Here is an 18,525-nt window from a genome sequence, read left to right as displayed (position 1 = left end):
GAAGCATTTTTTGTTTATGGTAGTTCTTAGAAAACAGTTCTAATTAAGCTTTTCCCTTTTAAGCTAAAGCGCCGCCCATGTAAGGGTCGGTTACGGTAACTTGTCCAGTCTCAATTTTTCCCGCGTAGCGATGTTTAAAGCCATTGTTTCCAATTTGGGAGATGGTAAAGTCGTACCAGTTAAAATTTTTTGTCAGGTTTAAAATCAAATTTTTGGTTGTTTTCGATTTCAACACAAAGCTTTGAGTTTCAGCTTTATATTTATTGTCAACAATCTGAATCTCTACCGGCACCGTGCCGTTATTCTCAATAATAAAACTAAGATTACCAGTTAAATTTTTAACAACGAGGCCACGCTGTTCCGCCACGGCTTTTATATTAATTGAAGGATTTTTTTTACTCCCGGTAAAATGCCTGTAAAATCCATTTGGTCCGGTAATTCTAAAATCATAAACTTCGTTGTCAAAATCTTCAAGGCTTATTTTTTCTGTTATTGTATCGCCAGCCTTAACGGCGTAGGCCCAAACTTTGCCTTTTACGCCTTTAAAATTTGCATTGGTGTTCATGTTAAAAGGTGCGCCCACGGTTTCAATTGCTTCACCAAATAATGTTTTTGCCGATTGAAAAGTAAGCTCAATTTCGTTCGCTCTTAAATTAGCATCAACAGCAAGTTGGTAAGGAAGCGCACAGGCAGGCTTTGTACCCTGCTCCTGCTTCGGCGCATAGGCAGATGTTTGGCTCGAAAAAGACTCGAACTTGTTAATTTTAGCGATTTCTGTTTTATTTAATGCAGTTGGGCCAACTTGCGCCGGCTTATTCTTTGCATTGCTGATGTTTGTTACAACAGTTTCACGTTTCAGTGGTGCCGGCGATGTAATATCACCGCCATTGTAAGGGCGAAAAACAGAGGTTAAATCGCCACAAATATTTCGCCGCCAATCGCTGATGTTATTGCTCCTGATATTTTTACCGGTTTTTTTGCTCAGCCATTTCTCCAGAAACATCAATGATGAAGTATGATCGAAAACCTGCGAATTTACAAATCCACCTTTGCTCCAGGGCGACGCCACAACCATGGGTACGCGGTATCCCAGACCAATCGGACTGCCTTTTTTAGCTTCAAAATCTTGCGCATAATTTATCCCTGCAGAGACCTTGCCGCTCGATGGATCATCAGGGTTAGCCACAACAAACGGTGGCTGATGATCGAAATAACCATCATTTTCATCGTACGTTAAAATGAAAATTGTTTTCTTCCAAACCTCCGGGTTTTTGGTTAAAATATCTAAAGCCTCACTTACATACCAGGTACCATAAAGCGGAGAACTGGTATGGTCAGAAAAACGTTGCGGCGCCACCAGCCAGGAAACTGCCGGAAGTTTGCCGGCATCGACATCTTTTCTAAACTGATGAAAGATATCGCCTTTAGGAATGTTAACGGTTTCAGATTTTTCCTCATCATTGGTAAACGTAAATGGCGCCAGCTCGAGGTAATTCTGTTCATTAATGTTCGTTTGAAAAGCTTTATCAATCAGGTTTTTCTCCCGCTGTGATAATTTATCATATTTGGCCTGAACCTCTGCCGCAGATAAAGCCGGTTTTACGGTGTTGTCGCCATTTTTTCTAAAATAGGCAGACAATTTAACGTTATGCCTTTTTACATATTCAACAGGGTTATCGCCATAGTTGCCTAACCAGTCGTCAATTTCTCCCTCCGGAAGCTTTGATGTCCACAGTTCGTTCTGATAAATGCGCCAATCGATGCCATTATCTTCCAGGGTTTCCTGGAAAGTAGGCCAATCTACAAAGACATTGTTCTGGGATTCGGCCTGGTCGTTATTTACAACCGCAACCCGGTTTGCACTCTTTTCTCCACGTACAGTCCCTGTAAAAAAGAATAGTCTGTTGGGCGTAGTTCCTGTTAAGGATGAGCAGAAATGTTGGTCGCACACGGTAAAGGCATCCGCAAGTGCGTAATAAAAAGGAATATCATTTCTATCGTAATAAGATAGCGTCATGGCCGATTTTACCGGAAACCACTTGTCGTATCTTCCTCCATTCCTGGCGGCAACCTGGTCATTCCAGGAATGTGGCAAACCACCCTGCCAGGTAATTTTAGTTTTGTTAATGTCGACATGGAACGGAGCGTAAGTATAGCCCTGTCCATCCTTCTGCAGCCAAACTTTGTTTCCATCTGGCTGAATGTGAGGATGAGGATCGTTAAATCCGCGAACGCCTTTCAATTTGCCAAACATATGGTCGAAAGAGCGGTTCTCCTGCATCAAAAATACAATATGCTCTGCATCTTGAAAAGTAGTGCCGGGCTCGGCATTTATAGCCATTGCTTTCAAAACCGAACCGGGCAAGGCACTAGCCAGGCCCGTACCGCCAGCAAAAAGTGCTGCCTTTTTCAGAAATTCTCTACGTGAATCCATTTGCCATAAAATTATTGACCAATGCAAATGGGCAAGGACAAAGCAGCAGTGCTGTTAGTCCGTTCCTCATCTTTACTTTTGGTAAACCCGTACATAATCAACTTTCATTGTCGCCGGAAAGATGGCGTCATCAACACCCTTTTTTCCGCCCCAACCGCCGCCGACAGCGATATTTAAAATGAGGTGGAAGTTTTGGTCGAAAGGCCATTCAGGAGCACCTTTACCTGTATTTTTGAAAGTTAAATATTTTTCGTCGTCTACAAAAAAGTCCATTCTATCTTCATACCATTCAATGGCATAAATGTGGTACGCATCATAAGGATTTTCTTTTACCCCTTTGCCAACCTGAGTGTGTATTACGTGGTTAAATTTCTCTGTATGCACAGTTCCATAAACACTGTCTGGCTCATAACCCACGTGCTCCATGATATCGATTTCGCCGCTTTTTGGCCATTTTCCATACTTCCAATCGGTAGGTAACGCCCAAATTGCCGGCCATAAACCTCTACCCTTAGGCAACATAGCCCTTACTTCTACTCTACCATACTTAAAATCGAATTTGTTTTTGGTTGCCAACCGTGCCGACGTATAGTGATTTTTATCTTTATCAGCTTTTATAGCTGTAAGAAGCAGATTTCCTTTAACAATTTTGGCATTCGCAGAATCTGATTCCGTATAGTATTGAAGCTCGTTGTTTCCCCAGCCATTTCCACCAACATCGTAACTCCAGTTTTTCGCTAAAGGCAATCCTTTATCATCAAACTCATCTGCCCATTTGAGTTTCCAGCCAGCCGCAACCGGTGTTTTCTTCAATTCTTCAAAAAGCAATTCTGGCTCATTTGTAGTTATAAATTCTACTTTGTGTGCTAAAAGCCATTGCATTTCAGGTACGGTATTTACGGTCCACGCATTAACCGTTAAGCCTACCCGATGTGCGTTTTCTATCCACCCGTCTTTCTGGTAAATGCTGTAATGATAATCTACACCAGGCATCTTGTCGTTTTTCACCTGTTCAGCACCAATGTCTCCTTTCAAATACGCAACTTTAGCTTTCGGCAGCACTTCTAATATGCGCTTGCAGTAATCGTAATCAAAACTGATGTATTCTGTCCAATCTAAAACGCCAATCTTTTTAACCATTTCAATACATTTGTTGGTTACGTCGATGCCGCGTTCTTTACTGATTAACGAAGGCTTTATTTCCAGGATGAGTTTAGTGGTTTTTTGCTTTTTGCCCTCTTTCAGGTAGGCTTCAAGCGTAGGGATTTTCTCACCGTTACTCATCGTTTTAGTTAAAAGCTCATCGTATTTTACCTTTTCGATGGTTAAACCCTGAAATTCCGGGTCGTGATTAATGACGAGCACATTATCTGCCGTCATCCACACATCAAATTCAGAACCATAGCAACCTAATTTTACAGCTTCTTTTAAAGATGCGATAGAATTTTGAGGAAAGCTATTCTTCTTCCATGCACCACGATGCGCAATTACCTGGTTTTTATTCCAGTTAAATTTTTGGGCGAAAGAAACCGTGAAAATGAATAACATTAATGTCGAAATAAGTGCTCGTTTCATATTTGGGGTGATTATACAAAAAATCAAAAGTAGATTTTTCTAATAAAACTAGTTTAAAATCTATGTAACCTTTGTATTAACTATTAACAAGATAGAAATTTTAATCATCCATATGAAACCCCTAAGGTTTAATTTATCGCCTCCAGATAAACTAATTGAAATAAACACGTTACCTTAAAGAGGTTTCTTTTAATTGATACGAACAATTTTTACATTTACGTTGATATGGTGAGCAGTAATTACAACGATTTGTTGAGGAAGATAGATGAGTTTATCCGTAAATTTTATTTGAATAAGATTTTGCGGGGTGCCATTTATTCGGCCACAATATTGCTCGCACTATACCTGCTGGTGTTTTTGAGTTTGTATTATTTCAATCCAACGGCCGGGTATAAAACCTTTATATTTTTTGCTTACTTGTTGCTCGGCGTGGTATTGGTTGGTTTGCTGATTATAAAGCCACTGCTTTCGATGCTCAAATTAGGCAAACATTTATCTTTTGATGAAGCTTCGATCATAATCGGAGATCATTTTTCTGACATAAAGGATAAGCTTTTGAATACGCTACAGCTGCACAAACTTGCTGAAAATGCACCAGGTAATCAGCTTATTTTAGCCAGTATCGATCAGAAAATTCTCGACCTGAAACCGGTTCCTTTTTACACCGCCATTCGAATAACCGACAATCGGAAATATTTAAAATTCCTCTTTATTCCAAGTTCGATAATTTTATTAATCGCCTTTATTGCGCCATCTATTTTGCGGGATGGAACCAATAGTTTCTTCAAATATGATGAATACATTGCTCCCAAAGCGCCATTCAGTTTTACGGTTTTAAACAAAAACCTGGTTGTTACACAGGGCAATGACCTTACCATTAATTTGAAACTTGCCGGCGATGAGCTCCCTGCAGAGGTTTACGTAGAAAATGGAAAAAACACCTATAAACTCGATAAGAAAACCATCAGCCAATTTAATTACACGGTTAAAAATATTCAGACCGATAAGAAATTGATTTTTAAAGGCGGTGGCTTTAGTTCGGCCGCTTTTACGATTAGCGTGAAACCACGCCCGGAATTGTTGAATGCTACAGCAACATTAACCTACCCTGCTTACTTAGCTAAAAAGCAAGAAGTTATTGCAAATGTTGGCGATATTCTTTTACCTGAAGGAACCCGCGTAACCTGGAATTTTAAAACAGGCAAAAGCAATTCGCTTCTGTTTATTTTAAACGGAAAACAAAACATTTTAAAAGTTGATGATGATGAATCTGCATTTAATGCTACGATTCGTAATAATTCTAAATATAGTGTCTCACCAAAAAATGAATTTGTAACCCTAAGCGATTCTTTAACACACCAAATTAACGTAATTAAAGATCAATCACCGGCAATCCGGGTTGAAGAAAAACCAGACTCTGTTAATACTAAAGCAGTTTATTTTAGCGGTCAGGTTAGCGATGATTATGGTTTCAGCAGGCTAAGTTTTAAATACAACGTTAAAGAAAACAATAAAACTGTTCGTTCCTTCAGCAAGAATATCAGCGTTAATGCAAAGGCAACCCAAAATGCATTTTTCTACTTCTGGGATGTGAAAACGGCATCAGCAAAACCCGGACAAGAAATTGAATACTATTTTGAAGTGGCTGATAACGATGGCGTAAATGGGGCAAAAGTAACTCGCTCTGACGTAAAAACATTTAAGCAGCCGACCAAAAAAGAAGCTGCCGAGCAAGTAAACGCAAATAGCCAGGCGCTAAAGCAAAAAGTGCAGTCTGCCATCCGGCTGGCTAATACCATCGAAAAGGAAAGCAAAAAAGTAGCTGAAAGCCTTATTGATAAAAAACAGATCTCCTTTGAAGATAAAAAGCAGATTGAAGCATTACTTGATAAGCAAAAACAACTGGACCAGGCGGTTAAAGAAATTAAGGAGCAAAATGATAAAAACATTCTGCAGCAGGAAGACCAAAAGCAAACCGAAGAACTTATAGAAAAGCAAAAACAGATTAAAGATTTGTTTGATAATGTGCTCGATGAGAAAACCAAAGAGCTTTTGCAGAAATTGCAAAATTTGATGAACGAGAAAAATAAGGACCAAACGCAGAACGAACTTTCTAAAATGCAACTGGACAACAAAACGCTCAAAAATGAACTGGATAGAATCTTAGAACTTTATAAGCAGCTGGAATTTGAACAAAATCTCCAAAACGATATCGATAGATTAAATGAACTGGCTAAAGCACAGAAAGAACTGAGTAAACAAACTGCAGATAAAAAACCAGATAATGAATCGCTGAAACAAAAACAGGATGCGTTAAACAAGGAGATGAAAGATTTGAAGGATGATTTGAAAAAACTGGAAGAAAAAAACCAAACCTTGGAAAAACCAAATCCATTTGAAAACCCGGAAAAAGATATTCAGGAGATTCAAAAAGAGCAACAGGATGTTAAGGATGCATTAGATAAAAAAGACTCAAAAAACGCAAGCCAGAAACAACAGAAAGCCGGAGAACAGATGGAAAAGCTTTCGAAGAAAATGAGCGAAATGCAGCAACAGGGTGAGGAAATGGAAAATAATTTGAATGCTAAAGAATTGCGAAAACTGCTCGAAAATCTCCTCAACACATCTTTTGAACAGGAAAAAGTAATGTTAGCACTGAAAAGAATGACTTCAGCAGATCCATCTTACACGACCAATGTGCAAAAACAGCGTAGCATTAAAGACAATTTAAAAACTATTTCCGATAGTTTATATGCTTTAAGTAAGCGTGTGCCTCAAATTGAATCAACGGTTAATGAGGAAATGAATAAAATAAATTTCAACCTCGATAAAAGCTTGGAAAGTTTAGGCGACAGGAGAACGCCTGAAGCTAATCGTTATCAGCAATTTACAATGACTTCTATTAACAATTTAAGTTTGATGTTGAGTGAGGCGCTGAATCAGTTGCAGAATATGCAGAAAAATTCAAAACCTGGAAGCGGCAAAAAGCAAAAGCAAGGCATGAAGCAGCTTTCTCAAATGCAGGAACAACTGAACAAGAGTATGCAAAAGGCCCGTGAGCAAATGCAAAAATCTGAAGGGAACTCTGGAACTATTGGTAAAGGGCAGATGAGCCAGGAGTTTGGAAAGATGGCACAACAACAGCAAATGATTCGCCAGGCATTGGAAAAAATCAATCGTGAGGAAAATAAAGATGGTTCAGGGAAAATGGGCAACCTAAACGAAGCCATCAAAGAGATGAAGCAAACGGAAAGTGATTTGGTGAATAAACGTTTGCAGCAAGAAACGCTAAACAGACAAAAAGAACTGTTAACCAAGCTTTTAGAAGCAGAAAAAGCAGAACGCGAACAAGAGGAAGATTCTAAACGTGAAAGTAAAGCAGCCAAAGAATTTCCTCCGACTTACCAGAAAATGATTGAACAATTTAAAAAAGAGCAAAAGAACGGAAACGATTTGCTACAAAAGCTGCCACCAAGCTTAAACTATTATTACAAAAATAAGATTGCCGAATATTTAAAATCACTAAATGTAGAACGCTAGTTCTTAAAGCTTATAATATCTGAATTCTTCATATAAGCTTAGTGAAGGCACCATTTGCAACATGAGAAAGTGGTGCTATATTTTCTTAAATTTGCAGTCTTAAATCATTTATATGCCTGCAATTTCCTTTTTCACAGAATCTGTAACTTATAACCTTCCTCAAAAAATAAAGGTTAGAAAGTGGATTAAATCAACCATCGAAAAAGAGGGTTTTAAATTGCAGGAACTTAATTTTATATTTTGCAGCGATGAATACTTGCTCGGCATTAATCAGCAATATTTAAACCACAATACATACACAGACATCATCACCTTCGACAACTCTGACGTAGAGAAAATGATTGTAAGTGACATTTTTATTAGTATTGAGCGTGTAAAAGAGAATGCAGAAACATATAAAACAACCGTTTTTGATGAAGTTTGCCGCATTATGATACACGGTACTTTGCACCTGCTCGGTTATAAAGACAAGGGTAAGGCTGCAAAAACCCTTATGACGCAAAAAGAAAACGAATACTTAAGTTATAGAACCGAAGCGGGTATGGCTTAAACTTTACTAATTCGTCTCGGTTCTAATCATAACCATTATCGTCGCTTGATTTGAGTAACCTTCGGCTATCACTCAACCCAACTGGAATCATCCATTCTTTGTTGTAAAAACTGAATTTGGTCAAAGCTTCCATCTAAATCATGTTGTTTCATCCTGTTCGTCTAATAGTTCTTGGCGTTGGTCGATAATTTCGCTATGCTGGTATATTAACGCAAATCTGCGTGCAACTTTTCTGCTGGCTTGCAGTCTTATATTCGAAAACAACAACAAAAAGATTTAAAAATATCAAGATATACAGTTATGAAAAACTCTATTAAAACATTATTCGCAGCAGCCTTAACAACAATCATTTTAGGTACAGCAAGCGTTTCGGCAATGGCCACCGAAAAAAACAACAATTACACAAACCTAACATCGGTAAAAAACATCAGTAAAATTAAAATCAGCGGAAACGTTAAATTAATTTTAGTGCAGGATGCTAAAGAAAGCGTTGAAGTATACGACAATTACTTCGCAAAAAACGCACTGGTGCAACAACAAAACGGTGAGCTTAGAATAAGCTCTTTCACAGCAACACCATTGTTGGTTATTGCGCACGTAAATAACCTGTCAGCAATCGAAGCCTCAAATACTTCCACAATTAAAACCGCTGGAAATTTTAATCTATTGAATTTGAGCATTGTTTTAAATGATGCAGCAGTTGCGAACATTAATGCAAATACAGTTAATTTAAATACAAATGTTGGGGGTGCTTCTAAATTAACTTTAAGTGGCGCAACAGACAGTTACACTTCTATCCTCGGTTCTACTGCAAAAGTTAACATGAATGATTTTGTTGCCGCAGATACCAATGTGAGCGCTGCACCAATTTTTGCTGCTTACAACGCCAGCAGATACCAAGATATTAAAGTTGACGTTCTGGAATCTATTTTCTAGACATCACATCAAGATAAAGTTTAGTTTTAGTTAATGATTGAAGCAGCGGCGGAGCGATTCCGGCCGCTGTTTTCTTTTTTAGATGTACATCATAAAGAAACATTATTCGATTTGAAAGTTATTTTCCAGTTTAATCTTAAAACGAATTCTTTGTATATCAATATTTTGCCATTTTAATTACTTGTAGATTCGCTTTTGAGGCATCACTGTGGACTGCCAAATATTTTATACTTACTTTTGCACTAATTTTCCTTTATAAATCCGAAATACAAATAAATTGAGCACATTAATTGCGGCAGAAAGCTTAGGACATGGTTACCATGACGAATGGCTGTTTAAAAATTTAACCTTAGGCATTAACTCTGGTCAGCGTGTGGCGTTGGTTGGAATTAATGGTGCTGGTAAAAGTACACTTTTGAAACTACTGGCTGAACGATTCCCTCCGCTTGAAGGTAAAATCGTAAAAAACAAAGCAGTGAAAATCGGCTTTTTGGATCAGGAACCTCAATTCACCGAGGGCTTTTCAATAAGCGACCACATATTTTCTTTGGAAAATAAGCAACAACAATTAATAAAGGAGTATGAGGAACTAATTGAAGATCCGAATCCAGATGAAAAAACGCTTAATCGTTTGTATGAAGAGTTAAGCGAGCATAATGCCTGGGAGTACGAGCATGAGATTAAAACCATTTTGAATAGAATGGGGATCACGCACCTTCAGCAAAAAATATCAACACTATCTGGCGGACAAAAAAAACGTTTGGCTTTAGCGAAGTTACTAATTGAAGATCCGGAAATTTTAGTACTGGACGAGCCAACCAATCACCTGGATATTGATACCATTGAGTGGTTAGAAAAACTTTTAACAACAGGACAGAAAACGATCTTGTTAGTTACTCACGACAGGTATTTTCTCGATAACGTTTGTAACACAATAGTAGAATTAGATAGAGGCAAAATTTTCAACTATAATGGCAATTACGCTTATTACCTCGAAAAGAAATCAGAAAGGGAGGCATTAGACGCTACAGTTCAACACAAGAACCAGCAATTGCTCAAAAAAGAACTGGAGTGGATGAGGCGCATGCCCCAAGCTCGTGGGACGAAATCAAATGCGAGAATTAATGCATTTTACGACTTAGAAGAGAAAACGAAGAAAAAGGCTGATAATCAAACCATTAGCCTTCAAATGAAGATGTCTCGTCAGGGTGGCAAAATTGTTGAAATTGAACACGTTGCGAAGTCTTTTGATGGCCGTGCAATTATAAATGACTTCAGCTATACTTTTAAAAAAGGTGACAGGATTGGCCTGGCTGGTAAAAATGGTACAGGAAAATCAACATTGTTAAATATTATCACCAGTCAGCTAGCGCCAGATACTGGCACTGTGGACACGGGAGATACAACGGTTTTTGGTTATTATAAGCAAGGTGGTTTAACCTTCGATCCTAAAGAAAGGGTTATTGACATCGTTAAGTCTGACGCCGAATATATTAAGATGGCTGATGGTTCGATTATTACTGCCTCTGCCCTATTAACACTATTCTTATTCCCACCAAAGAAGCAACATGGCATGGTGGAGAAGTTAAGTGGTGGTGAAAAAAAACGCCTTAATCTAATGAAGGTATTGATGCAGAATCCGAACTTTTTGATTCTTGATGAGCCGACAAATGATTTAGATATTGATACGTTAAATGTACTTGAGGAATTTCTTGAAAATTTTCCTGGTATATTAATGTTGGTTTCACATGATAGATACTTATTAGATAAGATGAGTGACCAACTATTCATCATGGAGCGCGAAGGCGTAGTAAAAATCTATAATGGAAATTACTCTGAATATAGACTAAGTTTAGAGCAACCTAAAGTGAAGGCTGAAGCGAAAAAACCGAATCCGGTTGTTGATCAGCCCGTTGTAAAATCAGCGAAGAAGTTAAGTTTCAAAGAACAAAAAGAACTTGAAGAAAGTGAGAAAGGAATGGCAGAAGCCGAAATGAAAATCGCTGAGTTAACAAAACGCCTACAGGAAATAGACGCTTCTAATTACATAAAAATACAAGAAGTGTCTGATGAAATTGAAGTGTTTAAGGAGAAGTTGGACGAGCATACTATGCGCTGGCTAGAGCTTTCCGAGTAACTAAAACAATTTCAAAGAAATGAAACCGTTATTGTTCCACGTGGAACAATATGAAATATAATAGTGAATGTTTCACGTGAAACATAAATAATAAGTTAAGATGTTTTCAAAATACGATTTGATTGTGGTTGGTGCAGGACATGCAGGCTGTGAAGCTGCTGCTGCTGCTGCTAACTTAGGATCATCTGTTATACTAATAACAATGAATATGGGCACCATTGCTCAAATGAGTTGTAATCCGGCCATGGGCGGTGTTGCTAAAGGACAAATTGTCCGAGAGGTTGATGCAATGGGCGGATATTCTGGAATAATTTCAGACAAGTCGACTATTCAATTTAGGATGCTTAATAAGTCCAAAGGTCCGGCAATGTGGAGTCCCAGAGCACAGATTGATAGGATGCGTTTCGCGGAAGAATGGCGTTTGGCTTTAGAAAGAACACCTAATTTAGACATGTGGCAGGACAGCGTTGTTGGCCTTTTAGTGAAGGATAATACAGTCTATGGCGTTAAAACTTCTTTAGGCATCGAAATAGAAAGTAAAGCCGTTGTATTGACCAACGGAACCTTTTTGAACGGCGTGATGCACATTGGTGAAAAGAAGTTTGGTGGTGGTAGAACAGCGGAACGGGCATCGACCGGGATAACCGAGCAATTAGTTGAGCTTGGCATGGAAGCTGGCCGCATGAAGACTGGTACCCCACCCCGGGTAGACGGCCGTAGTTTAGATTATTCTAAAATGGAAGAGCAATGGGGAGATGAAAATCCTAATAAATTCTCTTTTACTGATACCAATGTTTCGACTGACCAACGCTGCTGCTGGATTACTTATACCAATAATGAAGTTCATGAAACATTGAAAGAAGGCTTTGAAAAATCTCCAATGTTTACCGGCAGAATAAAAGGATTAGGTCCGAGATATTGTCCTTCAATCGAAGACAAAATTAATCGTTTTGCAGAGCGAGACAGACATCAGATTTTTGTTGAACCTGAAGGATGGAATACCTGCGAAATTTATGTAAATGGTTTTTCAACTTCACTTCCCGAGGATGTTCAGTTTAAAGCGCTACGCTTAATACCAGGATTTGAGAACGCAAAAATGTTTAGACCTGGTTACGCGATTGAGTATGATTTCTTCCCCCCTACGCAACTATCCTTAACTTTGGAAACAAAGATAATTAACAATCTCTTCTTAGCTGGCCAGATAAATGGAACTACTGGTTACGAGGAAGCAGCTTGTCAGGGATTTATGGCAGGCATAAATGCGCATCAAAAAATTAATGATAAACATGAATTGATCATGAAAAGGTCAGACAGTTATATTGGTGTTTTGATAGATGACCTTGTAACCAAGGGAACGGAGGAGCCCTATCGCATGTTTACTTCCAGAGCAGAACATCGCTTGTTGTTGCGCCAAGATAATGCAGATATTCGCCTCTCACCTATCGGTCATGAATTGGGCTTGATATCTGATGAACGTTTAGAAAAAGTAAATCGTAAAGTAGCTGCTGCAGACGCTTTGGTAAAGTTTACGCGTAGTCAAGGAATCGAAATGGCTGACGCAAATCCAATGTTGGAAAGCCTTGGCTCAAGCGCACTAAATCAGAACGTGAAAATTCACAGTCTTGTTGGTCGACCTCATGTGGGCTTGCAAGACATTATTAAAGTGAGCAAGCCTTTGGCTGAGGCAACGAAAAATCTGGACAATGAAACCATCGAGCAGGCAGAAATTAAAATTAAGTACGAAAGCTATTTCGAGAAGGAAAATGAGATAGTTGCTAAAATGCTGAAGATGGAAGACAAAGAAATTAGAACAGACTTCGACTATAATACCATCGTATCCATCTCGAAAGAAGCCCGTGAAAAATTATTTAAGATAAAACCGCGTACCTTAGGTCAGGCTTCGCGAATTTCAGGTGTGTCTCCATCTGATATTTCGGTTTTAATGGTCTATATTAATAAGTAGCTGAATATCAAGTATTTAAATAAAATTTTATTGACTTAAAATTAAGCGATATAAAGAACTAAAATGATTTTTTAATCATAGTTATTCAAAAACTATATAAATTCGTCAGAACGTTTAAAATATGCCAAATTTAAAAACACAGTTTTTTAACTTAAAAAGTTTAGGAGTGCTAACCTTCTTGCTTATATTTTTTGGCTGTGCAAGTATTCAAACACCACAAGGCGGACCAAAAGATAACAAAGCACCTAAGGTTGTTAGCATGATTCCAAAAAATCAAACGAGAAATTTCAACGCAAAAAAAATCCTTATTCAGTTCGACGAGTTTTTTAAAATCCAAAATGAAACCAAAGAATTTTCAATTTCACCGGAATTGGAAAAAGCACCAATATTGAAGATTAAGAAAAAGGTGTTGGAAATTACAATGCCGGATACTTTAGAAAAAAACACAACCTATACTTTAAACTTCGGTAAAGCCATTGCCGATATTAATGAAAGTAATGTGATTAAAAATCTGTCTTATGTTTTTTCTACCGGAAATGAAATCGATTCTTTAAGCTTAAGCGGAAAGGTTACCAATGCATTAAACGGCGAATTTGAAAAGGAGGTTACTGTTTTAATTTTGCCGATTGAAAGAGATACCTTGTTCGGTAAAAAACGTGCATCAATTTATACACTTACAGATAGTTCTGGAAATTATAAATTAAATAACCTAAGGAAAGGAACCTACAAAGTTTATGCATTAAAAGAATCAACTGGTGGTGCAGATAAGATTTACCAGCAAAGTTCTGATGAGGTTGGTTACATTAAAGAACCTTTGGTAATCGATAAAAATGTAGACAATGTAAACTTACAGGTTTTTAAAGAACTGGCACCAAATTTCAGGGTTCTGGAGAGAAAAATAAACGCTGATGGAAGCATATCGTTAAGTTTTACTCAACAACTTAAAAAACCGAAATTAACAATTACAGAACCGGCTGCCCTTGATGTTTCAAAATTAGTGAGGTTTAATAACACCAACGATTCGGTAAAGGTATGGTTGAATGATATGAGCTTTGATTCTGTTAAAGTAGCTATCCAGGACCAGGGTAAATTGCTGCAGGTAGTTAATCTGTCAAGGGGAAAAAAAGATACTTATACCCGCGATATTACCCCGGCAGACAATGCCGGAGCCGGTAAACTGACCCCTTACCAACGCTATACCTTAAATTTCCCGTCTCCAATAGTATCTGCTGATGCATCCAAAATTATATTACTCGACGATTCTATAAAACGAACAAACTTCGAATTGGTGAAAGACAGCGTTGATTTCCTCAAATATTACTTAACTTTTCCCTGGAAAGCAAAACGTAAATATGATATTAAATTTACGGCTGGAGCATTTACGGGTCTGTTCAATACAAAAAATAAAGAATTCATTAAACGGTTTACCCTGGATGTACCTGAAAATTATGGCAGCCAGTTCGTTCTAAATGTTTCTGTGCCAGATACAACTTCAAGTTACATCGTAGAGATATTAAATGAGAAAAAAGCCGTGGTAAGGTCGTATCCTATTAAATTAAATACGAAACTAAGCTTTAATCACTATCCGGTGGCAAAATATCTAATCAGGGTAGTTTATGATCAAAACCGCAATGGAATCTGGGACACCGGAAATATCAAGGCCGGCAGCCAACCAGAAAAGGTTTGGTATTCCAAAGAAGAAATTACGCTTCGTCCAAACTGGGATATAGAAAACAATTTGATTATTCCACTCCCACCTAAAGAATAATTAAGGATTAGTAAACCAGTCAGAATACATAATGTAATTATCTGGTAATTTGTTCAGTAAAGCCCTTTGCTCTTCGGTAATGGGCTTTATTTTTTTGGCTGGCGTTCCTGCGTATAAGTATCCACGTTCGCAAACGGTATTTTCCAAAACAACCGAGCCGGCTGCGATGATGCAATACTGCTCAACAACAGCGTGATCCATTACTATTGCACCCATGCCAATTAAAACATTATCTTCAATAGTGCAACTATGAACAATTGCATTGTGCCCTACAGATACCCGGTTACCAATATGAGTTGAAGCCTTGAGGTATGTTGCATGTATTACGGCACCATCCTGGATGTTAGACTCATTTCCAATCGTAATGGCATTTACATCGCCTCTAACAACCGCATTAAACCAAACCGAACAGTTATTGCCAATTTTAACATCGCCAACAATTGTGGCGTTCTCTGCAATGAAGTTATCTTTTCCTATTTCAGGATATTTATCTTTTACCGGAAGTATTAAAGGCATGTTATGGTTATGGTTTATGTAGTTTTATTAATATGAGATCAGAGAATTATAAGCATGGCGACTGCTAAAAAACCGTATCCACTAATTGCTCTGCATGTTCAGGATAATCTGTTGTGAAATGTAAGCCGCGGCTTTCTTTTCGCTGCATTGCCGATTTTATAACCAAATAAGCAGTTTGTATAACATTTCTCAACTCGCAAAGCTTAACCGAAACCTTATTTTTTTTATAGAATTCTTCAGTTTCCTGGTAGATTAGAAATAGCCTGCGGTGTGCCCGTTCCAAACGAAAATCTGAACGGACAATGCCAACATAATCGCCCATAACCTTCTGTAATTCTCTCAAATTATGCGTCACCAATACATCTTCATTAGTTTGTGTAACCCCTTTAGAGTCCCACTCCGGAATGTTATCAGGTATTACATTATTTTTAAAGTTTTCGATTGCATCCTGATAGATTCGGTGCGCAAATACGGTAGCTTCCAATAAAGAATTAGATGCTAAACGATTAGCACCATGTAACCCCGTAGATGAACATTCCCCACAGGCATAAAGGTTTTTAATGGACGAGCGACCATACTCATCTACCAAAATACCACCGCACATGTAGTGAGAGGCAGGCGTAACGGGAATAAAATCCTTGGTCATGTCGATACCAATAGATAAACACTTGGCATATATATTAGGAAAGTGCTTTAAAATATCTGCTTTCTTGCGCATGGTGATGTCGAGATAAACAAATTCATCACCCGATTTTTTCATCTCATTATCAACTGCCCGGGCTACGATATCACGGGGTGCGAGCGATTTTCGGTCATCATATTCCTGCATAAATTCTTCGCCGTTTTTGCGTCGAAGAACACCGCCAAAACCCCGAACCGCTTCAGAAATTAAAAAGGAAGGGTACTCTCCAGGATGGTATAACGCAGTTGGATGGAACTGAATAAACTCCATATTCCGCACTTTACCTTTAGCCCGGTAAACCATTGCCATTCCGTCGCCCGTGGCAATTACGGGATTGGTGGTGGCAGAATACACATGTCCGGCACCACCCGAAGCCATTACGGTAACGTTTGCCACAATCTTTTCCACATCGTTAAGCTCTGTGTTAAAGGCATATATACCGTAACAGTTAATATCTTCAGTACGTTTATCAACAAATTCACCAAGGTGATGCTGGGTGATTAACTCGAGGGCAAAGTAGTGTGTTAATATCTCTATGTTCGGATTCTCATGAATTTCGTTCAACAGTACCCGTTCAATTTCATATCCGGTGATGTCTTTATAGTGCAAAACACGGTGTTCGGAATGGCCCCCTTCTTTTGCCAAATCGTAGAAACCAGCGTTGTCTTTATCGAAATTTATGCCATAGTCAATAATCTCCTGAATGCGCTGAGGACCCTCTTTTACAACGATTTCCACAATCTTTTCATCACACAATCCATCGCCTGCAATCAAAGTATCCTGAATATGTTTTTCAAAAGAATCGCCTTCATCCACAACAACTGCAACACCGCCCTGTGCATACTTGGTGTTCGATTCATCTTCATTTGATTTGGTTACGATTAAAACCTTGCCAAACCTGGCAGCCTTTAATGCAAAACTTAAACCCGCTATACCTGAACCAATTACTAGGAAATCTACTTTTCTCATCTAAAAAACATTTACTTTATCAACGATGTTAACAACTATAGAGGAAGTGTTAACTCAGTGTCTAAATTCTACTAACAAATAAATTTGAATGTTTAAAGCTACTGTAAAAAGACAATTTGCCACAATCTTTTACTCAATTTTTAAGCACCTTTGTACAAGTAATTAACTTTTCACACACTTGTAAACAATTAACATTCCAATATTGATAAAATTTAAGTCGTTTTTCGATAGTGCTGTAAATCAATCTTATCATATTACAAAAATGTAATCTGAATGTTAGTAAACGATTAACAAGTTATCTGAAAGAATTATTTTTTGAAACTTGCCAACATTACCAACACACTAATAAACAAACAAGATCTATTTATTTAAAATAACTTATTAATTATTGAGACGTGGAAAGCTTTATCTTTGACCAACGTCTAAATTCAAAAAGGAAAATTAATAATGAACATCGATGTCTTAGAAGAAATTAACAAAAAGGGATTTGTAGATGAAGCGATAGATCCAACGCTCGACCTTTTTGTTGAAATCGAAAAACTAAAAAAAGAAAAAAATGCGATAATATTAGCGCATTACTATCAAGAACCTGATATTCAGGATATTGCAGATTATATCGGTGATAGTTTAGGTTTATCGCAGGAAGCTGCAAAAACGGATGCCGACGTAATCGTTTTTGCTGGTGTACATTTTATGGCAGAAACTGCAAAGATTTTATCGCCAGGTAAAAAAGTTTTGTTACCAGATGTGAAGGCGGGTTGTTCTCTGGCAGACAGCTGTCCGCCACATTTATTTAAAAAGTTTAAAGAAAAATACCCCGATCATCTGGTAATTACTTATGTAAATTGTACTGCAGAGCTGAAGGCGCTTAGTGATATTGTTTGTACCTCTACCAATGCGGTACAAATTGTAGAAAGTTTACCAAAAGACCAGAAAATTATTTTTGGTCCGGATAGAAATCTTGGCGCCTACGTGGCTAAAAAGACCGGGCGGGATTTAGTGTTGTGGAATGGCGCCTGCATGGTGCATGAAATTTTTTCTCAGGAAAAGATTATTAAATTGAAAGAACGTCATCCGGAGGCAAAGTTTATCGCGCACCCGGAGTGTGAGGAAGTTGTTTTGGAAATGGCCGATTATATTGGCTCAACAACAGGTTTGTTGAAATACACAATTGCTAACCCCGCAAAGGAATTTATTGTGGCAACCGAAAGCGGAATCATACACCAGATGGAGAAAGCTTGTCCGGATAAGACATTTATCCCAGCGCCCCCAAATAATAGCTGTGCCTGTAATGATTGCCCTTACATGAAACGGAATACGCTTGAAAAACTCTATTTATGTTTAAAGAATGGTTTACCAGAAGTAACTGTTCCTGAACATATTATAGAAAAAGCAAGGAAACCAATTCAAAGAATGCTAGATATTTCTGCAGAACTGGGATTGTAAGAATTGAGT

The 18,525-nt window shown here is 38.1% G+C and carries 11 protein-coding genes; 7 read left to right on the top strand and 4 right to left on the bottom strand.

Features of this window, described 5'->3' with window-relative positions; genetic code table 11:
- Positions 1-58: 58 nt before the first annotated feature.
- Together ASG14_RS00980 and ASG14_RS00975 are read right to left on the bottom strand one after the other, a co-directional pair.
- Positions 59-2,434 carry a phosphocholine-specific phospholipase C gene (locus ASG14_RS00980; RefSeq protein ID WP_056869205.1) on the bottom strand — a complete coding sequence of 792 codons (2,376 nt, stop codon included), beginning with the start codon at positions 2,432-2,434 and terminating at the stop codon, positions 59-61.
- Positions 2,435-2,506: 72 nt separating this feature from the next.
- Complete coding sequence (locus tag ASG14_RS00975; RefSeq protein ID WP_056869204.1) at positions 2,507-4,009, bottom strand: family 16 glycosylhydrolase; 1,503 nt, start codon at positions 4,007-4,009, stop codon at positions 2,507-2,509.
- A gap of 225 nt (positions 4,010-4,234) precedes the next feature.
- Here ASG14_RS00975 and ASG14_RS00970 point away from each other — a divergent pair, with 225 nt between their 5' ends.
- From ASG14_RS00970 to ASG14_RS00945, 6 genes are all read left to right on the top strand, one after another.
- A complete protein-coding gene (locus tag ASG14_RS00970; RefSeq protein ID WP_056869203.1) occupies positions 4,235-7,549 on the top strand; it encodes a DUF4175 family protein in 3,315 nt (1,104 codons plus the stop codon).
- 112 nt (positions 7,550-7,661) lie between these two features.
- On the top strand, positions 7,662-8,099 hold the full coding sequence (ybeY, locus tag ASG14_RS00965) for an rRNA maturation RNase YbeY (protein ID WP_056869202.1): 438 nt from the start codon (positions 7,662-7,664) through the stop codon (positions 8,097-8,099).
- 300 nt (positions 8,100-8,399) lie between these two features.
- Complete coding sequence (locus ASG14_RS00960) at positions 8,400-9,035, top strand: GIN domain-containing protein (protein ID WP_056869201.1); 636 nt, start codon at positions 8,400-8,402, stop codon at positions 9,033-9,035.
- 277 nt (positions 9,036-9,312) lie between these two features.
- Positions 9,313-11,172, top strand: a complete 1,860-nt coding sequence (locus ASG14_RS00955) for an ABC-F family ATP-binding cassette domain-containing protein (protein ID WP_056869200.1) — start codon at positions 9,313-9,315, stop codon at positions 11,170-11,172.
- A 100-nt stretch (positions 11,173-11,272) separates the two neighbouring features.
- Complete coding sequence (gene mnmG, locus ASG14_RS00950; RefSeq protein WP_056869199.1) at positions 11,273-13,135, top strand: tRNA uridine-5-carboxymethylaminomethyl(34) synthesis enzyme MnmG; 1,863 nt, start codon at positions 11,273-11,275, stop codon at positions 13,133-13,135.
- Positions 13,136-13,256: 121 nt separating this feature from the next.
- Entirely contained in the window at positions 13,257-14,903 is a 1,647-nt protein-coding gene (locus tag ASG14_RS00945) for an Ig-like domain-containing protein (RefSeq protein ID WP_056869198.1), read from the top strand.
- Here ASG14_RS00945 and ASG14_RS00940 read toward each other — a convergent pair whose 3' ends face one another.
- Both ASG14_RS00940 and nadB read right to left on the bottom strand, forming a co-directional pair.
- Positions 14,904-15,419 carry a gamma carbonic anhydrase family protein gene (locus tag ASG14_RS00940; protein ID WP_056869197.1) on the bottom strand — a complete coding sequence of 172 codons (516 nt, stop codon included), beginning with the start codon at positions 15,417-15,419 and terminating at the stop codon, positions 14,904-14,906.
- A gap of 64 nt (positions 15,420-15,483) precedes the next feature.
- The gene (gene nadB / locus ASG14_RS00935; protein WP_056869196.1) at positions 15,484-17,070 is read right to left on the bottom strand and encodes an L-aspartate oxidase; all 1,587 of its coding nucleotides are present in this window, start codon (positions 17,068-17,070) and stop codon (positions 15,484-15,486) included.
- Positions 17,071-17,517: 447 nt separating this feature from the next.
- On the opposite strand from nadB, the gene nadA reads away from it, so the two are divergent.
- Entirely contained in the window at positions 17,518-18,516 is a 999-nt protein-coding gene (nadA, locus tag ASG14_RS00930; RefSeq protein WP_056869195.1) for a quinolinate synthase NadA, read from the top strand.
- Positions 18,517-18,525 lie beyond the last annotated feature (9 nt).

Source organism: Pedobacter sp. Leaf194 (assembly GCF_001423945.1).
Lineage (GTDB): Bacteria > Bacteroidota > Bacteroidia > Sphingobacteriales > Sphingobacteriaceae > Pedobacter.
Note: the sequence above shows the minus strand (reverse complement) of the source record. Positions and strands in the feature narration are given on the sequence as shown.